Here is a 19033-nt window from a genome sequence, read left to right as displayed (position 1 = left end):
GCTTATGCCTCCTCCTGCGGCAGACGGCCGGTCGTGGCCAGAGAAGTCAGTGCTGCAGCGAATGTATCTGCGGCGCTCGGGTCTCCGCCGACGAGTTCCATGTCCGGGCGGTTCCGGAAATGCACCGAGGTGGTGTGCCCGGTCGGTCGGAACGCTGTGCTGGCTCCACGCAGCTGTCCGGGATGGGCCCGGTCGAGGATGTGGATCTGCCTGGGCCGGGCGGCCCTGGTTCCGGTGGGTGCGGCCAGCAGTAGTCGCCGATTCGTGGCAGCGAGTATCTGTCCGGCAGGGTTCTCCCTGTCGGCGAAGTGGAGTATGAGGTTCTCACCCGGGCCGAGCGTCGCCAGCAGTGACTGCAGCCGAGCCTCGTGGGTCGCATCGATCTGGTTGGTGACACGTGCTCGCGCGACAGCGAACAGACGGGCCGGGATCAACGCGACCGTGGTGATGATGAGGCAGACGGCGGTCACTGCCAGACCCGCCGACGGTGACATCGTGAGGATGTTCGAGGCCACGACACTGGTGGTGATGGCCAGAATTACGATGAGCACCGAGACGATGAGGAAGATCACCCAGAGTGTGCGGTGGAAGGCGTCAGCGATCGCCCCGAGCGCGAGACTGAAGTTCGCTGCCGCCCACAGTCCGCACACCAGGGCGAAGGCCGGCACCGGGGACACGGTGAAGTCGCCCCAGACGGTGCCGGGCATGCCGGTGTCCTTCGCGAAGGCGTGCCAGATGAAGGCGGCGATGACTCCGCAGACGGCCCACACCGGCCCGACGGCGAACACCCGAGGCCACGGGGTCCGGACGAACGCAGTGGGCGGCTGCCTGCGTTTCACGGAAAAGGGATCGGCGGCCTGCTGCGCGCGGGCGCGGCTGCTGTCAGCGGGCGGTTTGTCCTCGTAGAAGGCGAAAGCCGCAACAGCAGACAGGAGGAACAATGTCCCTATTCCGAGACCAGGTGCCTGATCTGGGTTGATTGCCCTCAACCGATGATTGCTGAGCGGGTTGATGCCGGCATTGGCGAGGAAGAATGGCAACGAGGCGAAGACAGCGAACCCGATCCCGAACACGAGCGCAGTGCCTGCGGAGCGTTTGTCCCTTTTCATACCTCCATCATCGCAAGAACCGCGCAGACGTAGGGCGCGGAGTTGTTCCGGATCCGTTGCGTCAGAATTCAGTGCTTCGGCTCTTCGAGATCCTCGACCTCGTCGGCATCCTTGGGCACCGCCGGAATCGAGTCCGTGGTCGGCGGAGTCGGCGGGGTGACGACCGACTGATACGAATGCTCGTGCGAGTAGGCCAGGAACGACAGGTGGTTCTCGTACCGGTCGAGCACGTCATCGATGATCTGCTGAGCGCTCAGGCCCATGAGGTCATAGCCCTCCGAGCCGGTCTGCGTGAAGACCTCGATGCGGAGGTACTTGTCGTCACCACGCGGGGCATTGCGGGCACCGAACGACGGCACATTCGCCTCGATGGCCGCGGCCTCATAGTGGAAGTCGCGCTGTTCGCCCATGTCGACGTTGAGCGTGTTCGTCGTGATCTCGGTGTCCTCGTCGAGGGTCTGGAGGTGTTCGACGGTGTAGCCGAGTTCGCGGAACTCCTTGGACACGGCTTCCAGGGACGGTCCGACCACCTCGGCGACGAAGCGTTCGACGGACTTCTTCGTCGGGTAGGACCGCAGGGTCGCCAGGCGCTGACGCCAGGTCTTCTCCGGAGTGCGACCGCCGTGGGTGGCAGTGGTGCGGCGACGACGGATCCGGCCCTCGCGTTCGGCTCTCTCCATGCGCAGCACCTTCGAGAACGAGGCCATGACGAGGTAGGCGATGATCGTGACCGGCAGCGCGAAGATCAGGGTCGCGTACTCCATCGTCGTCACCCCGCCGGCGACGAGCATGGCGATCGTGAGCACGGCAGTGACCAGGGCCCAGAAGATGCGCAGCCACTTCTTGCCGTCCTCTTCCGGGTTGGGGATCGACGACGAGAAGTTCGACATCACCATGGCGCCGGAGTTCGCACTCGTGAGGTAGAACAGAAGTCCCGACAGGGTTGCCAGGCCGATGAGGAACGTCGATCCCGGGAACATCTCGAGCAGGTCGTACCAGCCCTGTTCCGGGGAGGCGATGGCCGTCTGCGCGAACTCGTCGTTGCCGTTGAAGACCTCGGACAGGGCCGAATTGCCGAAGATCGTGACGATGATGAAGTCGCAGATGACGGGAGCGGTGATTGCGGCGATGACGAACTCACGCAAGGTGCGGCCGCGGGAGATGCGGGCCAGGAACAGGCCGACGAAGGGACCCCAGGCGAGCCAGAAGGCCCAGAAGAAGAGGGTCCAGCCGCCCATCCATTCGGAGCCGCCGTCGACATAGGCGAAGGTCGACAGGGTGCGTTCGGGAAGGGTGAAGATGAAGCGGCCGATGTTCTCGACCATGGCGTTGAGCAGGAAGGCGGTCTTGCCGGTGACGAGGATGTAGAGCATCATCGCCGCGCACGACCAGAGGTTGAGTTCGGAGACGAGGCGAATGCCCTTGTCCACGCCCGAGGTGCAGGCGGCGACGGTCATGACGACGGCTACGAGGACCAGGGCGATCTGCAGGGCCAATCCGGTTTCGAGGCCGAAGAGGGTGGCGAATCCGACGTTGAGCAGGACCACGCCGATGCCCATCGAGGTGGCCACACCGAAGACGGTGCCGACGAGCGCGAAGATGTCGATGACGTCACCGGTGGTGCCGCGCACGCGCTTGCCCAGCAGCGGGTAGAGGACCGCACGGATCGACAGGGGCATGCCCCAGCGGTACGCGAAGTAGCCCATCGCCATGCCCAGCAGCGAGTACATCGACCAGCCGGCGATGCCGTAGTGGAACATCGTCCACACGACCGAGTCCTGGGCGGCAGCTGCTGATTCCGGGGAGGCATTGACGGGGTGGAGGTACTGGGTGATCGGTCCGGTCACCGAGTAGAAGAGCATATCGATGCCCACGCCGGCGGCGAAGAGCATCGCGACCCAAGTGAAGAGGTTGTACTGCGGGCGGGAATGGTCCGGGCCGAGCCTGACGCTGCCTTCCTTGGACAGTGCCACCCAGAGGACGAAGCCGATGACGACGGTGACGGTGACGACATAGAACCAGCCGAGGTTCTCTGCGATCCAGTCCACGGCGGTCTTCATCGTCGACTGAGCCGAGTCCGGCATCATCATCGCCCATACGGAGAAGGCGAGGATGATGAGGGAGGCGACGATGAAGACTCGCCAATTGACTCGGGAGCCGCGTTCGTCGGAGAGCTCCTCCGGGCCCTTGCTCATCTCCGTGCTGTCGATCGGAGCGCGCTTCTCGGGGTCGACGTCCCTGCTGATTCTCGTCGCCCGGTCGGTGCCGCCGAATCGTTCTCGTTCGACGACTGGGCGCTTCAACTTCTCTTCGTTCGGATCCTGCACGCATCGACCTCCGGTAGACAAAAAAGGGACAGGGCCCGAAATTGGGCCCGATCCATTCTACGGGTGGAGGTTTCTCACAAATTCATCGCCCCCTGTTTTCAGGAAACGGACTAAGCCGCAGGGTTGTCCAGTTCAGGCCCGGGAGCGGGCGTGGTCATGTCCGGGAGCGGGCTGCCACCTCGGTGACGGTGTCGACGAAACGCTGCGCCTCTGCGGGAGTGGTCTCCTCGAGCCGCATCGACGATCCGACGTGCAGTTCGACGGTGACGGTCGCACGTCCACGGAACTCTTCTGCTCGGATTGCGCCGATCTGCCGCGGAGTCGCCTGGGAGAGCTGGGCGACGGAGCCCTGGGCATCGGTGCGCACCCGCATGATCCGCAGGTCGGTGAGGATGAGCAGATCGGTGTCGAACGGCGGCAGACTCTGCAGCCGCTGGTATTCGATCTCACCGGGGCGGAACTGGCCGGTCGCGTCGATCGACTCTGATCGCGTCCGTGGGCTGCTCGGCCTTCGACGGGCTGCTGATGCCGTCCTGCGGGTTCGCCACCAGCGGCGGAACACGCGCAGCGGCGACCCCACGTCAGCGGGGGAGGGACCGTCGGGGATCTCGGGTCGGGCCGATTTCGGCCGGTCGGCGTTGTCTGGGGGAACGGGATCGGAGGGGAGGGAATGGGAGGTCATGTCTGTGATTCTGGCAGGGCCGCCTCGGTGTCGGGCCGGATCGCAGGTAATCGTTTCGCAACATCTGTGCCGGTTCGTCCATGGGATACTGAAGACATGCGTGCAGGTGAAGTCTCCGAGGTCAGCCAGGACTACCTCAAGGCCATCTGGTCGGCCCAGGAATGGGGCGGGGACCCGATGACGGCCACCGAGCTTGCGAACCGGTTCGGGACGACGAAGGCCAACGTCTCCGAGGTGCTCAAACGTCTCGACGAGCTCGACCTCATCACCCGGGTGCCCTACCGCCCGCCGGTGCTCACCGAGCAGGGCAAGGCGATCGCCCTGTCGATGGTGCGCAGGCACCGGCTCATCGAGACGTTCCTCGTCGAGTCGCTCGGCTACGGCTGGGACGAGGTCCACGATGAGGCCGAGATCCTCGAACACGCTGCCTCTGATCGGCTCATCGACCGCATCGACGCGTTCCTCGGCCACCCGACGTCCGACCCGCACGGCGATCCCATCCCGGGTGCCGACGGTGCCGTCGATTCCCATACCCCGACCCTCCTCGCCGAGGCGGCTGCCGGGCCCTATGCGGTGCTGAGGGTCTCCGACGCCGATCCTGTTGTTCTCGGGAAGCTCGCCGAGGCGGGGGTGCTCCCCGATGTCGCGCTCGAGGTCGTCGACCGCACCGATGACGAGGTCACCGTGGACATCGGGGGGAAGCGGCAGACGATCGCTGCCGCGCTCGCCGCGGCGGTGTATCTGCGCGCGGCCGCGGCGACAGACTGATCGACCGGGTCGGTCCGGTTGATCCGACCTGCTGGGGCAGTTGGGTTGGGCGAGGTCGGGGACTCTAGCCTCGGCCGTCGGTGCGCCGCCGCGGGAACTTCGGCTCGGCGCGCAGCAGCGTCAGGGCCGTGGCAGTGCGGGCATCGAAGCCTTCGGCGAGGAAGAGCTTCGGCCAATCGCACCAGAGTTCGGATTCATACGGTGGGCCGGGCAGATAGGTCTTGAATGTCGACTGCCGGTGTCCAGGATGGGATCGGAATGCCGTTTTCGGGATCGTGCGCAGGCTCTCGAACAGCGCCTGGTAGAGCACCGGGTTGAAGCCGTCTGCGCGGGCAGAGTCGGCGGTGGGCACCCAATCGGGGCCGGCGATCGGAATTCCACGGGCGATCGCTGAACTCATCTGAGCTTTGATGCCGGCCCGCTGTGGGTCGGGGGAGTGATGCAGGAGCACCTTCGACCAGTGCAGCGCCTCCTCGGGCTCGAAACCAGGCCACTGTTCAGCCGCCCTGCGGCGGTTTTCGGCATCGCGGCGATCGGCTGAACCGTCGGGCGCGGAATCGTCGTGGAAGTCTGCGTTGTCATGGAAGTCTGCGGACATGGCAAACCGTCCTTCTCGGGCGCATCGGCCCGGATCGAAGCTTGCCCGAGCGGTCGGCACGGGCCCGTTCTTCCCCTGGGGCACCCGGTCGATGACGGGTTGCCGTGTGGCCGGCCAGGTACCGATGGCCACAGCTCGCGAACGTGATTTCAGTGTAGACGGAGCGACTGACGCGACTGTGTGGGAGGCCGGACGAGTCCTATGATCTCGCCGCGGAGAAGGCTAGACGAGCCCTTCTTCATCGGCGCCGGCCGCCGGTGAAGATGAACTTCCGGAGAAGATGACGGAGCTGCGGTGTCCTGATCCGTCAGCACACTGGCCTGTCAGCGCCTCGGCCCGACGGGGAACGCCGGGCCGAGGCGCTGGAGACTCACCTGCGGGGCAGGTTCCACCTCGGCTGGGGCTGCTGCGGTTTCTGATGCTGATTCATGAAACCGCGTTCGGCCTGCAGATGACCTTTGTCATGGCTCTTCGCCTTCGGATCGGCACCCGGGATGGGGGCCTGCAGCTTCTCGGTCGCCGGTTTGGCGCCGACGATGGGCAGCTCCCCGGTGATCAACGGCTTCTCCGGGGCCGCCTCGGTGATGGGGTTCTTCTTGGGTCCTCTGTCGTTGCGCACGGTCTTTCCCTTCTTCGCAGTCTTCTGTTGCTTCGCGGTCTTCGCGGATTTCTGTCGGTCACCGGTGTTCTTCGGGCTCGGTTCGGCGGCGAGTTCGGTGAACAGTCCGGTCCACTGGTCGGGGGTGAGGTCTTTGGGCAAAGTGTCTCCTCTGATGTCATTGCGGTCCATGGTCGATTGCAGCGTGCGGTGATCGGTGATGCTCATCTTCGAGAGGATTCCTTTCATTCCTCGCCCGCGGCCGGTGAAGACCGAACGGACGAACTGTTGATAATCGGATCGAGCACCGGCTGGGATCGATCCGGTGGGACAGCGATCGATGGTGAGGATGCCGCCATCGACGCTGGGCTTCGGGGTGAACGCGTCTGCGGGGACGCGAGTGACGAGGCGGAAGTCGAACCACGGGGCCCACTGGGCGGTCATCATGGTCGACCCGCCGACTCCTGCGCGCTTGCGAGCGACCTCCCATTGAGTGAGCAGGATCGCCTGCTGCCAGCGCCCGGAGCGCAGCAGCTTGCGGAGGATGGGAGTGGTGAGATGGAACGGCAGATTGCCGACGATGACCGGCCGGTCGAGCCGGGTGGTCAGTACGTCGGCGTGCCGGACTTCGGCCCGAGGGTACGTGTCTTCAAGGTGATCCAACCTCGTTTCGTCGAGTTCGACGAGTGTGAGCTCTCGCCCGAGCCGGTAGAGCTCGGCGGTGACTGCCCCGTCGCCCGGGCCGATCTCCATGATCGGTCCGGAGGTGGAGCGAGCCAGGCTCGCAATCGTTGTGATGGTGGTGTGTGAGCGGAGGAAGTTCTGGCCGAGTTCATGCCGGCCGCCGTGCATCGACCGTGAAGTCGAACGCGGATGTGTCGAACGGTTTCGTGGCGATTGGGGTCGCAATGGGATGTGCTCCAGTCAAGAAGATGGAGGCACCCGAGGCAGCGCAATGATGGTGAGTCAGATCGGTCCGCGATGACCTGGTCGACCATTGACGATCGAGGTGGTCACAGGGCCGGAAGGGATTCAGCCGATTGCCGCATCGCCCGGATGCCGAGGGCTCTCCGGGAGGACAACGCGCTTGCAGAGGAGATCAGGGTGACCGTCGTCGGTCAGCCGATCACAGAAGAATTCGTCTGGCGCGCTGTCAGGCGCTGCGGTGACGAATGTAGAAGCAAGGCGCAGTCATTGCGCTGCTGTTCAATGTTCCCATGCCGAACAAGATAGCACAGGGGGCTTTGCCTCCACCAGGGTGCGGACGAAAAACACCCCGCCGACTTCGTGTGGAAGTCGGCGGGGTGGGAGATCGGATCCGGTCGAACTGATGTCTCGACTGGGTCCCGGCGAACACCTGTGGGGCGTTCGTGTCAGTGGGTCATCCCATAATGGTGCGCAGGGTGATGACGCCGATCGAACCGATGGCCGCGGCGGCCGGAAGGGTGATGATCCAAGCCAGCGCGATCGGCTTCATGAGCTTCCAGTTCGCCGAGCGGTTGACCAGGCCGACACCGATGATCGCGCCGATGAGGATGTGCGTCGACGACACCGGAAGACCACTCACCGAGGCGGCCATGACGATTCCCGCGGCAGCGAGCTCCGCTGCGAATCCGGAGGCCGGGTGGATCTCGGTGAGGTTCGTTCCGACGGTCGCGATGACCTTGCGGCCGATGAACCAGAGACCGACGATGAGGGCGATACCGCAGGTGAGCATGGCCGCAAACGGCACGGTCGTCTCGGAGCTGATGCTGTCGGTGCGGAGCACATCGAGGACGGCGGCGAAGGGGCCGACGGCGTTGGCGATGTCATTCGAACCGTGGCTGAAGGCGAAGGCTGAGGCGGTGAACACCTGCATCCAGGAGAACAGAATGTACGTGGCACGGGGAACCGTCTGCTTGCGCAGAGTCTTGGCGAAGACGAACACGGCCAGCCACACGGCCGCGCCGATCATCGCCATGATGAGCAGGCCTCCGACGGTGGTCACGCTCATGTCGAGGTTCTTCAGACCCTTGAACAGCAGCATTGCGGTGATGATGACCGCGCCCGCAGAGGCGATGAGGGGGACCCACCGCTGCAGTGCCGAGTGCGTGCCGATCGATCCTTCGCCGGTGGGGGCCTCCTCGGCGGCGGAGTCGATCTGTGCGTCGACGGATCCCTCGGCCGCAGAGACCGGGGCGAGCATGTGCGGCTTCAGCGTGTGCGACAGCGTCTTGCCGAGCACGTACTTCTTGATCAGCCCGTAGATGATGAACGCGGCGAGTCCGCCGAGAGCCGGGGAGAGGACCCAGGAGATCGCGATCTGACCGACCTCCGACCACTGCACCATGGCGAATCCGCCGGTGCCGGTGACGAAGCCGATCGTCAGGGAGGCGCCGATGATGCCGCCGATGATGGCGTGCGTCGTCGACACCGGCCAACCCATCCGAGTCGCCAGGAGCAGCCACACCGCGGCGCCGAGGAGGGCCGCCATCATGATGAACGCGAAGTCCATCGGGTTGATGTCGGCCCCGCTGAGGTCGACGATTCCGCTCTTGACCGTGTCGGTGACGTCTCCGCCGGCGAGGAGCGCGCCGCTGACCTCGAAGATCGCGGCGATGAGCAGTGCCTGCTTCATCGTCAGAGTGCCGGCGCCGACTGAGGTGCCGAAGGCGTTGGCGACGTCGTTGCCGCCGATGTTGAAGGCCATGAAGGCGCCGAAGATGACCGTGGTGATGAGCACCATGCGGGGTGCGTCCCGGCCCACGAAGTCGAAGGACCACAGGGTGAAGGCGATGAGGGTGATCGCCAGCAGGCCACCGAAGGCCAGATGCCAGAGACGGTCGTTGCTGCGGCCGACGGCAGGCGGCGGAGTGTGGCGCTCCGGTGCCAGAACCTGGGTCATTTGTACTCCTAGCGAGATTCAGTCGATGAGGCGGTGTCTGCCTCCATGATTCGCAGGCCGAATGACCGCCAGGTTACGAGGAAAGTGAATGGACGGTTAACTCGCATGACGGCATCCGCGAAATGCTCATGCACAATCGGTGCTTTTCGCCGTCCGTTCACGCAATGTTCCAGGTCAGGTGCTAAATGATCGGGTCCTCGCGGGAGGAGCGGGTGGAGGTTGCATGCGCGAAAAGTCATGTTGTGACAATGACCACTTCGGCCCGAAACGGGAGCACGAACGAGCCCGGATCCGCGCATCTGCGGATCCGGGCTCAGCCGAATTGGGAAGAGCTCGCCGAGGCGGCCTGATTCAGTCGATGATCTCGCCGCGGATGACGTCGCCGCCACCGTCGTCGGGACGGTTCCGGTGCGGATCGGACTTCATCTGCCGATCTACTCTGCGCAGGCGACGGCCGAGCGCGATGAGGGCGATTCCGACGAGGATGATGAATCCGGCGAGAGTGAAGATCAGCGCGGTCACCCCGGCGCCCGGGGCGAAGAGGAAGAAAGCGCCGAGGATGATGCCGAGGACGCCGATGACGGTGAGCACCCACCAGGACCTGACACCCATGCGGCGGATGAAGAGGGACACGGTGAGTGCGAGGAAGCTGAAGAAGATGATCGCGAAACCGGTGAGGACCGTGACCATGGATGCGAACAGCATCGGGGTGAGGAAGATGAGCACACCGAGGAGGATGAGCAGAACCGCGCGTGTGACCAAGCTGCCGGTGCGGCCTCCCCGCGGCGCGAACACGAGGGAGGAGATGGCGATGACGGCGAGCCAGCAGGCGAAGATCCGCACAACCACCTCGGCGGAGGTGCCGGGCCAGACCATCATCAGCGCACCCATCACGAGGGCGATGACGCCGTTGACGATGACTGATCTTCCAGTGCGCTTGAGGTCCATGCGCTCAGCCTAGTCCTCTGGATTGGACAGACGCTGAAGACTGCGAGACGGGGTCGGTGAATGAGCGGGACGCTTGCCCTTCAGGCATGCCCGAGGTGCTCCTCCTGTTCGGCTGAGTCGGACTGTTCGGCCGAATCCGACGTGGTCCGCTCCTGCTCCGGCATGTCCGAGGTGACACGCTCCTGCTCGGGCATCAGCCCGGTGAGCTTGAGCGACTCGGACATCGCCTGGACGATTGCATCGAGGTCGGTCGGGGCGCTCGACGTCGCGTCCGCGGCGGACCGGTCGGCCGCCTCGGTGGGGGTGTCCGTCGTGGGCTCGGCCTTCGCCTCGGCGGTGGGAGGAGCGGCGGGGGTGTTGTTCTCGAGGAAGCGCAGCAACTCGACGGGGAAGGGCAGAACGAGGGTCGAATTCCTCTCGGCGGCGACTTCGACGATGGTCTGCAGCAGGCGCAGCTGCAGGGCGGACGGGGTGTGGGCCATGGCCTCGGAGGCCTGGGCGAGCTTGTTCGATGCCTGCAGCTCACCATCGGCGATGATGACCCGGGACCGACGTTCGCGTTCGGCCTCGGCCTGGCGCGACATAGACCGTTTCATCGTCTCCGGCAGGGCCACGTCCTTGATCTCGACGCGGTCGATGTGGATCCCCCAGTCCACGGCGGGGTTGTCGATCATGATCGCCAAGCCCTGGTTGAGGCGTTCGCGGTTGGTGAGCAGATCGTCGAGTTCGCTCTGGCCGATGATGGAGCGCAGCGAGGTCTGGGCGACCTGGCCGACGGCGAGCTGGTAGTCCTCGACGTCGACGACGGCCTTGCGCGGGTCAACGACCTTGAAATAGATGACCGCGTCGACGCGGACGGTGACGTTGTCGCGGGTGATGCCCTCCTGAGCGGGGATCGGCATCGTCACGATCTGGAGGTTGACCTTCTCGAGCTTGTCAACGAAGGGGACGATCGCTGTCATCCCCGGGGCCTTGGGCTCGGCGTTGACTCTGCCGAGGCGGAAGACCACCCCGCGCTCATACTGTTTGACGATCTTCAGGCTGTTTCCCAGCGTGATGGCTCCGAGCGCGACGAGTGCGGCGAGGATGCTGAGTACCAACATGCCGAATCGCCTCCTTTGACGATTGACTGTCCGCTCTATTCTACTCTTTCGGGGTGCGGAAAGCCCGGGGTTCAGAGGGAACACTGAGGCGGCCGTCCGTTCACTCCCCGCGTGCGGATGCTCTTCTCGGCGGCCGCTCACGCCTCCAGGCGGCCGCTCACGCTTCCAGGGGGCTGCTCAGGCTTCCCGCGTCAGCAATCGCTTGCCCGCCGGGTAGGCGGCCAGTGATTCCGGCAGGTTCACGCGTCTGCTGGAGGCGAAGGTCGCCAGCACCCGTCCGGTGCCCGGTTGGTCATCGCCGACTCCGGCGGGTTCGAGGCCGATGCGGCGCAGCGTCTGCTTGGCCACCGGCATGGGAGAGTCGAAGACGGTGAGGGCGCCGGCGCGGGCGGCCATGATGCGGTCGGCGACGAGTCCGTAGTGGGTGCAGCCGAGCACCACGGTCTCCATTCCGGGCCCCATCTGGGTGAAGGCATCCTCGATAGCGGTATCGATCTTGTCCAGATCGGCCACGTTGATGGCCTCGGCCAGCCCCGGACAGGCGACCTTGGCCACGTGCAGGTCGGAGGCGAAGGAGTCGATGAGGTTCTGCTGATAGTCGCTGCCCGTGGTCGCCGGGGTCGCCCAGATCGCGAAGTCCTGGCCGGTGCCGGCGGCCATCTTCACTGCCGGAACGGTGCCGATGACGGGAATGGCGGGTTCGTAGCGGGCGCGCACGGCTTCGAGTGCCTGCACCGAGGCGGTGTTGCAGGCGACGACGATGGCGTCGGGGTCCCATTCGGCGAGCACGCCGGCAGAATGCAGGGCCCGCTGTTGGAGGGTGTCGATGCTCAGACTGCCGTACGGTGTGTAGTCCGGATCCATCGCGAGGACGAGGTCCGCGTCGGGGGCGAGATTGAACAGCGCGTCGGCGGTGCCGAGGAGTCCGAGTCCGGAATCGAGCAGGCCGATGCGCGTCATGAAGTTCCCTTCGGATCGGATGTCGTCGAATCGCCGGTCGTCGGATCGCCGGTCTTCGGGTAGGCGAACTCCCGGATCTCCCTGAGGTGAGCCTTCGTCAGACCGTGGGCGAAGTCGGGGGCGATGAGTTTGAGGCGGTTGGGCGAGTAGTGTTCGAGGAAGTATTCGCGGGTGGCCGGCCAGGCCAGGTCGTCGTCGATCCAGATCGCACGCCCGTGTTCGTGCGTGGCCAGCCAGTCCTCTATGGCACGGGCCTTCCACCACTGCTGCGGATCGTGGGCGAAGTGATTGTGCGTCTGGTCAGGCATTTCGATGACGTCGAAGGAGTTGCGCAGACCGAACTTCGGTTCGAGCTCGGATTTGCATCGCTGAGACCAGGTCGACAGCCACACGACGTCGACCTCATGGGTCTCGACGATGCGGTCGAAGAATTCGACGACGGAAGGCCGGTAGTGGAGTTCGTAGTGCCACGCATGCAGCTTCTTCCGGCCCTCGGCCATGCCGCGGAGCCTGGGCACCGGGTAGGAGTTGAGGACACCATCGACATCGAGGAAGACCGTGACATGGCGAGCCTGCCTGCGCGCCGACACCGGCGCCGAGGGTGCTGCAGCCATCATTCCTTCCCGTGAGCTCAGGCATTCGGCCCGACCGGGCCGTCCACGCGTTATTCTGAGGGCAGATCGCGCCGCCCGCACCAGATGAACACAGACGAGTTTACCGCCGAGAGCGTCAAGAGGCCGAGCCAATGTATCGACAGACCCGCATCCCGCGCCTGCGGGCGAGCCTGTGGGTCTCGGCTCCCGTTGAGTCAGATTCCCTCGCCGAGGCGGGGCCCGGTGCCTCGCTCATCCTCCCCGACGGGTGCATGGACCTCATCGTCATCGGCGGGCAGATCGTCATCGCCGGCGCCGATTCCATGGCCCGGACGTTTCACGGTTCGGCCGTACCGACCGTGGGCCTGCGTTTCGACTCGGGCGTGCTTCCGCAGCTTCTGACCACCTCGGCGGGTGAGCTGGCCGACCGGGTCACGCCCCTCGACGGGGTGATCGGCGGCCGTCATTCGGTGGCACCGGATGACGGTGAGGAAGGGGCTGCCTCGGTGACGGGATCTGTGCGGGCCCTGCTTGACAAGGCCCGCGGCCTGTCGGACCGGGCGTTGCTAGATCCGCGGCCGATGGCGCTGGCCGAACGCTTGGATGTGCGCTCGGGATCGTCGGCGCAGACCGTCACCGAGGCGGCTGCCCAGTTCGCGTACTCACCGCGGCAGCTGCGTCGGCTGAGTGCCGAATGGTTCGGCTACGGGCCCAAGCACTTGGCGAAGATCCTGCGTTGGCAGGCCGCGCGAGACCTCATCGATGCGGGACGGTCACGCACCGCGGTCGCAGCCGAGGTCGGGTATGCCGATGCCGCTCACCTGCGCCGGGACGAACGCTCACTCATCGGATGATGGCACTCTCGGCGTTCGTTCCGTAAGTTCGCCCCCGCCTAGAACTACCCGACGGCGGCCCAGCAACCTGGCGCCAGGTTGCTGAGCCGCCGTCGGGTAGCAGTTAGGAGTTGAGGGAGGCGAAGAGGTCGACCGTGTTGCCGTCAGGGTCGGAGACCACGGCGTAGCGCTGTCCCCAGAACGCGTCCCAGGGTTCGTGGACGATTTTGGCCACAGGATCGCTTCCCCCGTCGCCGGGCCCGGTGAGCTGGGCGAAAGCCTGGTCGACCGCCTCGGCGGCGGTGCAGTCGAAGGCCAGGGACATCGTGTTTCCGCCCGTCGGTCGGGTCCATTCGGGGTCGATACTGAGAACGACCGCCTCGGTGTCGAGGAGGATGCGCACGGCGCCGGAGGTGAACTCCGTGTGCGGGGCATCCGGGCCGCCGTCGACGAGCTCGAGGCCGAGCGCGGAGTAGAAGGTGATGGCGGCGGGCATGTCTGAGGTGATGATGGAGATCGCGTCGAGTTTCATGGCTTCAGACTATGCGGACGGGCGGGGCGTCGGCTTGAATGAATCGGCCATGATCTTGCGGCCCTCTGGACGTTCTCGCTGCCCTTGGGCTGTCGAAACGGTCACACTAGGTGGGCAGAATGGTCACGCCCGCCGCGGGTTTTCGTGACTGTTTATCCCACTTAAGCGTGCGGACTGCGCTTGGGCAACCGGTCGCCGGGCGCGCAGGCTCAAATGGCCGGCGGGACCTGAGGCAGGTCGCCCGGTTCGCGCCTCAGCCCTGCAGGTAGGGTTCGAAGACTGCGCGCAGCTCGGGTGTCAGCGGGGTCGGCTTTGCGGACTCGCGGTCGATGTGGACGAGGACGCAGTCGTGGTCGATGACCTGACGTCCGTCCTGGTCACCGCGGGTGTTGACGGTGAACGAGGAGTTGCCGAGCTTCTTCACCGTCACGGTCATCGTCAGTTCGGGACCGTACATGACGGGGAGAAGATAGTCGATAGCCTGGCGGGCGACGAGCAGCCCGCCGCCGGTGATGTGTCCGGCCCGGATCTCATGCATCCAGCGGATCCGGCACTCCTCGACGAGGGTGATCAGCCGCGCATTGTTGACGTGGCCGAGCATGTCCTGGTCCGACCAGCGCACCTCGGGTGAGAGTTCGAATGTGGCCATGACTGCCTCCTGGAGCTGATTGGGAACAACGTCTGAACGATCGTTCCATAGTTAATCAGTTTGCGGGCGGCCACGGAAATCACTGCTTCCGTCGGACGATCTCCTCGTTGACGGCTCCGACCACCTCATGGAGGTCGCCGATGATCGCATAGTCGGCACGCTGGACCATCGTGGACTCCTCGTCGGAGTTGATCGCCACGAGCGTCTTCGCGCCCTCGATTCCGGCCATGTGCTGGATCGCTCCGGAGATGCCGCAGGCGATGTAGACGTCGGGGGAGATGCGGCTGCCGGTCTGGCCGACCTGCTCGGCGTGCGGGCGCCAACCCAGTCCCGTGACCACACGGGAGACGCCCAAGGCTCCGCCGAGGTGGTCGACGAGTTCGAGGACCTCGGAGAAGCCGTTCTCCGAACCGACCCCGCGGCCGGCACCGACCACGGCCCTGGCCGAGGTCAGTCCGGACGCATCATCGGCGGCCTCCGCCTCGGTGCGCTGCACACGGGTGGCCAGGTCCGCCTCGGCGACGTCGAGCTCGTAGTCATAGACCTCCGGGGTCACCGGGGTCGTCTCCTCCGGATTGCAGGCGTGGCCGGCGATCGTGAGCACGTGCAGCTCACCGTCGAGGCGGAGACGTTCGAAGGCGGTGCCGCCGTGGACCTGTCGCAGCAGACCCTCCTCGTCGGCACCGATGACGTTGGCGGCCATGCGCTGACCGGTGCGGAGGGCGACGTGGGCCATGAGCTCCATGCCGCGCGGGGTGCCCGAGGCCAGCAGAGTGCTGGACTCCGGGGTGATGTCGACGATCGCCTGCGCCCAAGCCGCAGCGGAGTACTCCGCGAGGTCCGGATGCTCGAGATGGTGGATGACACTCACCCCGAGCCGCCCCAGCTCTGCGACGGCGGAATCGCTGAGTTCCCCGATCACCACCCCCTCAGGACTACCTGACGGGGGCGCAGCAACCTCGCGCGAGGTATCTGGGCCGCCGTCGGGTAGTAATTGGCGGGCGAAGGTGATGGCTTCGGCGGAGGTGAGAGTCACCTCGCCGGCGGGGTCCGTTTCGACGTAGACGACGGTCATGGCCTCATCACTCCGATCTCTTCGAGCACATCGACCAGGGCGGGGGCCGCCTCGGGGCCCTCACCGAGGATGGTCACCGAACTGACCTTCACTTCGGGCAGTTCGAGGCGGATGCGCGGATTGCCCGTCCCGGGGTCGGGAGCGTCGTACTCGACGATCGTCGCCTTCTTCGCCTTCATCCGCCCCGTGATGGAGGGATAGCGCGGATCGACCCCTCCCTCGTGGACGGCGATGACAGCGGGCAGGTCGAGTGCGAAGATCTCGGTGCCGGCCGGTCCGATCCCGCGGGCTTCGATGCGCCCGGAGCTGCGCTCGCCGCCTCCCGGAGCCGGACCCGAGCCGCCCGTGCCGTTGTCACCGTCGGCGGCACCGATCGTCTGAATGTTCGTGAGCACGGGGTATCCGAGGTCGTATGCCAGCCGGATCCCGACCTGGAAATCACCGGTGTCGGCGGCATCATCACCGGTGAGGACGAGATCGAAGGTCTGTCCCGCCTCGGCGCGATCGCGGACGACGTCACCGATGACCTGCGCAGTGTCCTCGGGAGCGAACACGGACGAGTCGGCGGCCTCGACGAGGATTCCGTCGTTCGCGCCCACGGCCACGGCCGCTCTCAGCTGTTCGACCGCCTCGGAGGGGCCGACCGTGAGCACCGTGACCGTCCCACCGGTCGCGGCGGAGGTCTGGATCGCGAGCTCGACCGCGCACTCCTCATGAGAGGACATGGTGTGACCGAGCCCGGATTCGTCGATCCCTGTCCCGGTGTCATCGAGGACGACGGAACCGGCGATATCGGGGACGCGTTTGATGCAGACGAGGATGTTCATCTCATCTCCTGATGCACTCGTTGTCGGGATCGAACAGCGGTGTCGAATCGATCGACGCCACCGTGACGGGAAAGAACTCCTCCATGTACACGACCTGCAATCGGTTGCCGAGCACCGCCTCGGCTGGTGGGAGGAACGCCATGAGCACATGCTTGCCGAGGCTCGGAGCCGACCCCGCCGAGGTGACATAAGCATGGCGCCCGTGCCCGTCGATCAGCGGTTCGCCGTTGGCAGCCACGATGGGTTCCCCGCCGAGCATGTACCGTGCCTCACCGCTGGAACTCGTGTGGTCATCGACCGTGAGCGAGCACAGCACCGTCTTCGGCTCTTCCTCCCGGTGGCGCAGGTGAGCGGCCTTGCCGATGAAGTCCTGGGCCTTCACCTTCGGTCGGCTCATGCCGGTCTCGACGACGCTGCGTTCGGAATCGAGCTCCGCTCCGAAGGCCCGGTAGCCCTTTTCGATCCGCCCTGTGGTGCTGTAGACGCCGAGACCGACGGGGATCAGCCCGTGCTCCTGGCCGGCCTCGTAGAGCGCATCCCAGAGTCGCAGCCCGGATTCCATCGGCACGTAGAGCTCCCATCCGAGGTCGCCGACATAGGAGATCCGAGAGGCGAGAACCTCGAGCGAACCGATTTCGATCGTGCGGGCTGTGCCGAACTTGAACCCCTCATGGGAGACATCGGCACTGGTGAGACCGCCGAGGATGTCGCGGGCTCGCGGTCCCCACAGACCGATCGTCGTCCACGAGCTCGTGAGGTCGGCGATCTGCGCACCCGTATCGGGCAGTCGGTCGGCGAACCATTTGACGTCGACCATGCCGTGGGCGGCGCCCGTGACGACACGGAACCTATCGTGGGCCAGACGCATGATCGTCAGGTCCGAACGGAACCCTCCGCCCTCATCGAGGATCGGAGTGTAGACGACGCGACCGACGGCCACATCCATCTGCGCCAGGGCGATGCGCTGGACCGCGTCGAGGGCGGCGGGCCCGAAGACGTCGAAGATGACGAAGCTGGAGAGATCGACGAGTCCGGCGCGCTGTCGCATGGCGAGGTGTTCGGCGTTGATGATCGGGGACCACCAGCGGGAGTCCCATTCGGCGCTGCGGTCCATAACGGAGTCTCCGAATTCCGCGAGCAGACCGGCATTCGACTCAAACCACTGCGGGCGCTCCCACCCGCCGGCTTCGAAGAACTCCGCACCGAGCTCGGACTCACGCTGCCACATCGGTGAGCGGCGGACGTTGCGATCGGAGTTCCACTGCTCGGCCGGGTGGACGATGCCGTAGGTCTTGTTGAAGGCTTCTGAGGTGCGCGCCTTGACGTGGGTGCGGGTGCGCTGATGGGAGTGGAAGCGAGCGATGTCCGCGCCCTGGACGTCGATCTCGGGCAGCCCGTTCGTCATCCATTCGGCCACGGCACGACCGACTCCCGGCCCTTCCTTCACCCATACTGCCGCCGCCGACCACAGGCCCGTGACCTGCGGTGATTCGCCGAGGATGGGCGGGCCGTCCGGGGTCAGCGAGAGCAGGCCGTTGATGGCGTAGCGGATCTCGACGTCCGGGTTCGACAGCACCTCGGGCATGAGTTCGACGGCTTGTTCGAGCTGCGGGTCGAAGTCCTCGTCCGTGAACGGCATCTCCGTGGGGGAGAGCTTCGCGGCCTCGATCGAGGGGATCTCATCCGGGTCGTGGAGGATCGGCCGGTGCGCATAGGAGCCGATCTCCATGTCCGATCCGTGCTGACGTTCGTAGCAGAAGGTGTCCATATCGCGCACGATCGGGAACGAGATCTCACCGGGTCGTTCGGCCAGCTGCGGGACGGGCCCGACGCTGATCATCTGGTGCACGGCCGGGGTCAGGGGGATCGCGGCACCGGCCATGGCGGCGATGCGCGGGGACCAGACTCCGCAGGCGATGAGGATCCGGTTCGTCGCGATCTCACCTTTCGTCGTGTGCACGCGCACGACCTGCCCGCGATCGACGTCGACGTCGATCACCTCGGTGTTGGGGGAGACCGTGAGCGCACCCTTCGCCTCGGCGGATTCGCGCATCATCGTGCCCGCCCGCACCGAATCGACGACTCCGACGGTCGGGGTCCAGAGGGCGCCGAGGATGACCTCGGGATCGAGGAACGGCACCTTCTCTGCGACCTCGGCGGGGGTGACGAGGGAGGAGTCGATGCCCCAGGCGCGTGCGGAGGCCATGCGCCTGCGCAGCTCCTGCATGCGCTCTTCGGTGCGGGCGACCTCGTAGCCGCCGGATTCGGTGAAGACGCCGAGTTCCTTGTACTGGCGCATGCTGTCGAGGGTGAGGTCGGTGATCTCACGCGAGTGGTCGACGGGGAAGATGAAGTTCGAGGCATGCCCGGTCGAGCCGCCCGGATTCGGCAGCGGACCCTTGTCGACCTGGACGATGTCGGTCCAGCCGAGCTCGGCGAGGTGATGGACGAGGCTGTTGCCGACGATGCCGGCTCCGACAACGACGACGCTGGCCTGGGCGGGGACGGAAGCCATGAGCGGCTCCTCTCTGAAGGCATCATCACCTT

The 19033-nt window shown here is 65.6% G+C and carries 16 protein-coding genes, 1 pseudogene and 1 riboswitch; of the genes and pseudogenes, 2 read left to right on the top strand and 15 right to left on the bottom strand.

All coding sequences use genetic code 11. The annotated features are described in order from the left end of the window. Nucleotides 1-2: 2 nt before the first annotated feature. From FHG09_RS00980 to FHG09_RS00970, 3 genes are all read right to left on the bottom strand, one after another. Nucleotides 3-1109: a hypothetical protein gene (locus FHG09_RS00980; protein ID WP_152345833.1), complete on the bottom strand. Its 1107-nt coding sequence runs from the start codon at nucleotides 1107-1109 to the stop codon at nucleotides 3-5. Nucleotides 1110-1177: 68 nt separating this feature from the next. Next, nucleotides 1178-3436: a choline BCCT transporter BetT gene (gene betT, locus FHG09_RS00975; RefSeq protein ID WP_152345832.1), complete on the bottom strand. Its 2259-nt coding sequence runs from the start codon at nucleotides 3434-3436 to the stop codon at nucleotides 1178-1180. A gap of 154 nt (nucleotides 3437-3590) precedes the next feature. Further along, the gene (locus FHG09_RS00970; protein ID WP_152345831.1) at nucleotides 3591-4118 is read right to left on the bottom strand and encodes a hypothetical protein; all 528 of its coding nucleotides are present in this window, start codon (nucleotides 4116-4118) and stop codon (nucleotides 3591-3593) included. Nucleotides 4119-4214: 96 nt separating this feature from the next. Between FHG09_RS00970 and FHG09_RS00965 the strand changes: the two genes are divergently transcribed. Then, a complete protein-coding gene (locus FHG09_RS00965; RefSeq protein ID WP_152345830.1) occupies nucleotides 4215-4886 on the top strand; it encodes a metal-dependent transcriptional regulator in 672 nt (223 codons plus the stop codon). Between the two features lie 64 nt (nucleotides 4887-4950). Here FHG09_RS00965 and FHG09_RS00960 read toward each other — a convergent pair whose 3' ends face one another. The 7 genes and pseudogenes from FHG09_RS00960 to FHG09_RS00930 form a co-directional block, all read right to left on the bottom strand. After that, nucleotides 4951-5484, bottom strand: a complete 534-nt coding sequence (locus tag FHG09_RS00960; RefSeq protein WP_152345829.1) for a hypothetical protein — start codon at nucleotides 5482-5484, stop codon at nucleotides 4951-4953. Nucleotides 5485-5516: 32 nt separating this feature from the next. After that, a riboswitch (SAM riboswitch) is annotated at nucleotides 5517-5627 on the bottom strand. A 575-nt stretch (nucleotides 5628-6202) separates the two neighbouring features. Next, a pseudogene (erm, locus tag FHG09_RS00955) lies at nucleotides 6203-6934 on the bottom strand (23S ribosomal RNA methyltransferase Erm); the annotation flags it as partial. 529 nt (nucleotides 6935-7463) lie between these two features. Beyond that, the gene (locus tag FHG09_RS00950) at nucleotides 7464-8966 is read right to left on the bottom strand and encodes an inorganic phosphate transporter (RefSeq protein ID WP_152345827.1); all 1503 of its coding nucleotides are present in this window, start codon (nucleotides 8964-8966) and stop codon (nucleotides 7464-7466) included. A 351-nt stretch (nucleotides 8967-9317) separates the two neighbouring features. Next, nucleotides 9318-9914 (bottom strand): HdeD family acid-resistance protein, encoded by a 597-nt coding sequence (locus tag FHG09_RS00945; RefSeq protein WP_152345826.1) that lies wholly within the window; start codon nucleotides 9912-9914, stop codon nucleotides 9318-9320. A gap of 80 nt (nucleotides 9915-9994) precedes the next feature. Next, nucleotides 9995-11017: a slipin family protein gene (locus FHG09_RS00940; protein WP_193627232.1), complete on the bottom strand. Its 1023-nt coding sequence runs from the start codon at nucleotides 11015-11017 to the stop codon at nucleotides 9995-9997. A 177-nt stretch (nucleotides 11018-11194) separates the two neighbouring features. Further along, nucleotides 11195-11977 (bottom strand): glutamate racemase, encoded by a 783-nt coding sequence (locus tag FHG09_RS00935; RefSeq protein ID WP_152345825.1) that lies wholly within the window; start codon nucleotides 11975-11977, stop codon nucleotides 11195-11197. Beyond that, nucleotides 11974-12591 (bottom strand): HAD domain-containing protein, encoded by a 618-nt coding sequence (locus FHG09_RS00930; RefSeq protein ID WP_152345824.1) that lies wholly within the window; start codon nucleotides 12589-12591, stop codon nucleotides 11974-11976. Before FHG09_RS00930 ends, FHG09_RS00935 begins: the two co-directional genes overlap by 4 nt. A gap of 131 nt (nucleotides 12592-12722) precedes the next feature. On the opposite strand from FHG09_RS00930, the gene FHG09_RS00925 reads away from it, so the two are divergent. Further along, a complete protein-coding gene (locus FHG09_RS00925; RefSeq protein WP_152345823.1) occupies nucleotides 12723-13424 on the top strand; it encodes a helix-turn-helix domain-containing protein in 702 nt (233 codons plus the stop codon). Nucleotides 13425-13527: 103 nt separating this feature from the next. On the opposite strand, the gene FHG09_RS00920 is transcribed toward FHG09_RS00925, so the two are convergent. The 5 genes from FHG09_RS00920 to FHG09_RS00900 form a co-directional block, all read right to left on the bottom strand. After that, nucleotides 13528-13935, bottom strand: coding sequence for a VOC family protein (locus tag FHG09_RS00920; protein WP_152345822.1), 408 nt, complete (start codon nucleotides 13933-13935; stop codon nucleotides 13528-13530). A 253-nt stretch (nucleotides 13936-14188) separates the two neighbouring features. Continuing rightward, the gene (locus tag FHG09_RS00915; RefSeq protein WP_152345821.1) at nucleotides 14189-14584 is read right to left on the bottom strand and encodes an acyl-CoA thioesterase; all 396 of its coding nucleotides are present in this window, start codon (nucleotides 14582-14584) and stop codon (nucleotides 14189-14191) included. Nucleotides 14585-14663: 79 nt separating this feature from the next. Further along, nucleotides 14664-15659 (bottom strand): electron transfer flavoprotein subunit alpha/FixB family protein, encoded by a 996-nt coding sequence (locus tag FHG09_RS00910; protein ID WP_152345820.1) that lies wholly within the window; start codon nucleotides 15657-15659, stop codon nucleotides 14664-14666. Continuing rightward, complete coding sequence (locus FHG09_RS00905) at nucleotides 15656-16486, bottom strand: electron transfer flavoprotein subunit beta/FixA family protein (protein WP_152345819.1); 831 nt, start codon at nucleotides 16484-16486, stop codon at nucleotides 15656-15658. The genes FHG09_RS00910 and FHG09_RS00905 overlap by 4 nt, the downstream gene beginning before the upstream one ends. A 1-nt stretch (nucleotide 16487) precedes the next feature. After that, the gene (locus tag FHG09_RS00900; protein WP_152345818.1) at nucleotides 16488-19001 is read right to left on the bottom strand and encodes a GcvT family protein; all 2514 of its coding nucleotides are present in this window, start codon (nucleotides 18999-19001) and stop codon (nucleotides 16488-16490) included. Nucleotides 19002-19033: the final 32 nt, after the last annotated feature.

This window comes from Brevibacterium sp. CFH 10365, from assembly GCF_009299785.1.
Lineage (GTDB): Bacteria > Actinomycetota > Actinomycetes > Actinomycetales > Brevibacteriaceae > Brevibacterium > Brevibacterium limosum.
This window is presented reverse-complemented; position numbering and strand designations above follow the sequence as displayed.